At 68.0% G+C, this 4,275-nt stretch carries 4 protein-coding genes; 2 read left to right on the top strand and 2 right to left on the bottom strand.

All coding sequences use genetic code 11. The features are described from left to right. Together AC2VOK_RS01170 and AC2VOK_RS01165 are read right to left on the bottom strand one after the other, a co-directional pair. Positions 1 to 925 (bottom strand): NAD(P)-dependent alcohol dehydrogenase (locus AC2VOK_RS01170; RefSeq protein ID WP_428898845.1); only part of this gene is annotated, 925 nt, incomplete at its 3' end. Positions 926 to 1,012: 87 nt separating this feature from the next. Continuing rightward, positions 1,013 to 2,122, bottom strand: coding sequence for an iron-siderophore ABC transporter substrate-binding protein (locus AC2VOK_RS01165; protein ID WP_428898844.1), 1,110 nt, complete (start codon positions 2,120 to 2,122; stop codon positions 1,013 to 1,015). 164 nt (positions 2,123 to 2,286) lie between these two features. On the opposite strand from AC2VOK_RS01165, the gene ctaD reads away from it, so the two are divergent. Next, on the top strand, positions 2,287 to 4,032 hold the full coding sequence (ctaD, locus tag AC2VOK_RS01160) for an aa3-type cytochrome oxidase subunit I (protein ID WP_428898843.1): 1,746 nt from the start codon (positions 2,287 to 2,289) through the stop codon (positions 4,030 to 4,032). Between the two features lie 47 nt (positions 4,033 to 4,079). Beyond that, on the top strand, positions 4,080 to 4,275 hold a 196-nt coding region (locus tag AC2VOK_RS01155), incomplete at its 3' end, for an ACT domain-containing protein (protein WP_428898842.1).

Below are 4,275 nucleotides of genomic sequence, written 5' to 3'. Positions count from 1 at the left end.
GCTCGGCGCAGAAGTCGAGCATGTCCTGGGTTTCGGCGATCCCGCCGATGTTCGATCCCGACAGGCTGCGTCGCATCAGTGCCAGCGCGAACGCTGGCACCTCCATCGGGTGCTCGGGAATGCCCAGTTCGACGAGTGTCCCGTCGACGTCCAGCAGGTTGAGGTAGTCGCCGAGCCTCAGGTTCGCCGAGACGGTGTTCAGGATCAGGTCGAAGCTGCCGCGCAGGTTGCGGAACGTGTCGCGGTCGGAGGTCGCGTAGTAGTTGCCGGCGCCCAGGCGAAGGCCGTCCTCCATCTTCTTCAACGACTGCGACAGCACCGTGACCTCGGCGCCCATCGCCGCGCCCAGCTTGACGCCCATGTGCCCGAGCCCGCCCAGGCCGATGACGGCGAGCCGCGTGCCGGGACCCGCTTTCCAGTGCCGCAGCGGCGAATACAGCGTGATGCCCGCGCACAGCAGCGGGGCGGCCTTGTCCAGCGGCAGCGAGTCGGGGATGCGCAGGACATAGTTCTCGTCGACGACGATCGCCTGGCTGTAGCCGCCGTAGGTGCGCCGGCCGTCCCGGCCGACGCCGTTGTAGGTGGTCGTCATGCCGCGCTTGCAGTACTGCTCGAGGCCGGCCGAACAGCTGCTGCACTCGCGGCAGGAGTCCACGAAGCAGCCCACCCCGACGTGGTCGCCGACCTTGTGCCTGGTCACCTCCGGGCCCACCGCGGTCACCACGCCGGCGATCTCGTGACCGGGGACCACCGGGTAGTCCGGCTGCCCCCACTCGGCTTTGACGGTGTGGATGTCGGAATGGCAGATCCCGGCGAACTTGATCTCGATCGCCACGTCGTGCGGACCCGGGTCGCGACGGGTGATGGTGGTCTTGGTCAGCGGCTCGGTCGGCGACATCGCGGCGTACGCGGAAACAGTGCTCATCAGTGGTCCTTTTCGGTGCTGGCGCGTCTCTGGAAAGTTTAGCCACGTCAACGACTCGGGCCGTGCGACGGTCGGCTCACCACGGATTCAGTTGATCGGGGCGTTGACCCAACGCAGGTCGTCGACGATGCCGCGGGCCGCGACCAGCCCCTGGCCGGTCTGCCAGATCTCGTCGTTGACGACGAAGACACGCCTGTCCTGTGTCGCCGACAGTTTGCGCCAGGATGCGCTGTCGAAGAGGGTGGCGGCCCGCTGCGCCGCGGCCGGCGAGGCGCACGACACGTAGATGACGTCGGCGTCGGCGACGGAAAAATCCGGGCCGCCCGGCGAGCCGTCCAGGTCGGCGTCAGTCGTGCCCATCTCGACGTAGGCCTTGTCGGTGAACCGCTGCGACGCCGGCCGGTCCACGCCCACCGCGTCGAGCACACTGGCCGGGAAGTTCCGGGCGCCGTACACGCGCAGGGTGTCCGTGGTCAACTGCACAATCGAGGCCTGGTAGTGGGCTGCGTCGTGTTTGGCCCCGATCCCGGTGGCCCATTCGGAGAACGCCTCGATCAGCCCGTCGACGGCGCCACCGCGGGCCGTGGCGGCACCGACACCGCGCAGGGTGTCCTCCCACTGGGCCCCGGGAGCCGCGGTGAACACCGTCGGCGCGATCGCCGCCAGCTGTGGGTACAGGGTGGGTGTCAGCCCCTGCGCACCCAGGATGAGATCGGGGTGCGCCGCCGCGATACCGACCAGATCCGGCTTGCTGCGGGTGCCCACCCCGGGCAGGTCGCGCACCGCTTTGCCCAGGTAGGAGGGCTGGCTCGACGCGCCGTCGGGCAGGGCGGCGGCGATCACCCGCGACTGCAGCCCCAGCGCGCACAGCGCGTCGAGTTCGTCGCCGGCCAGCACCACGATGCGTTGCGCCTCGGCCGGCACCCCAACCACGTCCGGGGTGACCCCCGCCGCGTTGTGGGCCTCCCGGGTGGGTGGCCCGGGATCGGCCGCGGCGGGCTCATTCGCGCACGACTGGTCGGCCCGGCGGTCATTGCCCAGCACTCCGGCGCCGGCGATCTGGGTGGTCGGGGTGACCAGCGACCGGGTCGGGGAGGAGGTCTTGGTGCCCGGGCCCGCGGAGCCGCAGGCGCTGCACGCTACTACTACGACGGCCGCCAGAGCGGCGGCGGTCGCCAGCAAGGGGGCGCGGAGCATGGGCCGACGCTAACACCCGGCCGGGTCCGCGCCCGGGTGTGATCAACGGCATACCCCCACCGCCGAGGCGTTTACGACGGTTTGTAGGACTTGCGCTGACTTCGGCATGATCGGAGGTTAAGCTTTGTGATGACCCTGTCCGGGATGGATGTTTGGAGGAGCAGTTGACAGCCGAAGCGCCCCCCGTGGGACAACTCGACGCCGTCCGACCCTACCCGCCGCGGACCGGCCCCAAAGGCAACCTTGTCTACAAGCTGATCACCACGACCGATCACAAGGTGATCGGCATCATGTACACCGTCACCTGCTTCATCATGTTTTTCATCGGTGGGTTGATGGCGTTGCTGATGCGCACCGAGCTGGCCGCGCCGGGCCTGCAGTTCCTGTCCAACGAGCAGTACAACCAGCTGTTCACCATGCACGGCACGGTCATGCTGCTGCTGTACGCGACGCCGGTCGTGTTCGGCTTCGCCAACCTGGTGCTGCCGCTGCAGATCGGGGCTCCCGACGTCGCGTTCCCGCGGCTCAACGCGTTCTCCTTCTGGCTGTTCCTGTTCGGCGCGCTGGTCGCCCTGGCCGGCTTCATCACCCCCGGCGGCGCCGCTGACTTCGGCTGGACCGCCTACACCCCGCTGACCGACGCCATCCACTCGCCCGGCGCGGGCGGTGACCTGTGGATCACCGGCCTGATCGTCGCCGGCTTGGGCACGATCCTGGGCGCGGTCAACATGATCACCACCGTGGTGACCATGCGGGCGCCGGGCATGACGATGTTCCGGATGCCGATCTTCACCTGGAACATCCTGGTGACGTCCATCCTGATCCTGATCGCCTTCCCGATCCTGACCGCCGCACTGTTCGGGCTGGCCGCCGACCGGCACCTGGGGGCCCACGTCTTCGACCCGGCCGACGGCGGGGTCCTGCTGTGGCAGCACCTGTTCTGGTTCTTCGGCCACCCCGAGGTCTACATCGTGGCGCTGCCGTTCTTCGGCATCGCCACCGAGATCTTCCCGGTGTTCTCCCGCAAACCGGTCTTCGGCTACACCACGCTGGTCTACGCGACGCTGTCGATCGCCGCTCTGTCGGTGGCGGTGTGGGCCCACCACATGTTCGCCACCGGAGCCGTGCTGCTGCCGTTCTTCTCCTTCATGACCTACCTGATCGCGGTGCCGACCGGGATCAAGTTCTTCAACTGGGTCGGCACCATGTGGAAGGGCCAGCTGACCTTCGAGACACCGATGCTGTTTTCGATCGGCTTCCTGGTCACCTTCCTGCTGGGCGGGTTGACCGGTGTGCTGCTGGCCAGCCCGCCGCTGGACTTCCACGTCACCGACAGCTACTTCGTGGTCGCGCACTTCCACTACGTGCTCTTCGGCACCATCGTGTTCTCCACGTTCGCCGGCACCTACTTCTGGTTCCCGAAGATGACCGGCCGGCTGCTCGACGAGCGGCTGGGCAAGCTGCACTTCTGGCTGACGTTCATCGGCTTCAACACCACGTTTTTGGTGCAGCACTGGCTGGGCGACATGGGCATGCCGCGCCGCTACGCCGACTACCTGTCCACCGACGGCTTCCAGCCGCTGAACATCGTCTCGACGATCGGGGCGTTCATGCTGGGCGTGTCGATGTTCCCCTTCGTGTGGAACGTCTTCAAGAGCTGGCGCTACGGCGAGGTCGTGACCGTCGACGACCCGTGGGGTTACGGCAACTCGCTGGAGTGGGCCACCAGCTGCCCGCCACCGCGGCACAACTTCACCGAGCTGCCCCGGATCCGTTCGGAGCGCCCGGCATTCGAGTTGCACTACCCGCACATGGTCGAACGGCTCCGCCGCGAAGCACACGTCGGTCGCGCCCATGGTCCCGCGGACAACGACGCTTCCCGGGCCGACGACGTGCGCGTCCCCAGGTGACGAGCGGCAGCGTCCCGGGTCGCACATGAGCCACGAACGGGCCGCGGGTGAGCTCTGAGCTCAACGTCTCGGCGCTGATCACCGTCACCGGCGTGGATCGGCCGGGAGTGACGTCGGCGCTGTTCGAGGTGCTGTCCACGCACGGTGTGGAACTGCTCAACGTCGAACAGGTCGTGATCCGAGGGCGGCTGACGCTGGGCGTGCTGGTGTCCTGCCCCGCCGAGGTCGCCGACAGCACGGCGT

Source organism: Mycobacterium sp. TH-M116 (assembly GCF_057473685.1).
Note: the sequence above shows the minus strand (reverse complement) of the source record. Positions and strands in the feature narration are given on the sequence as shown.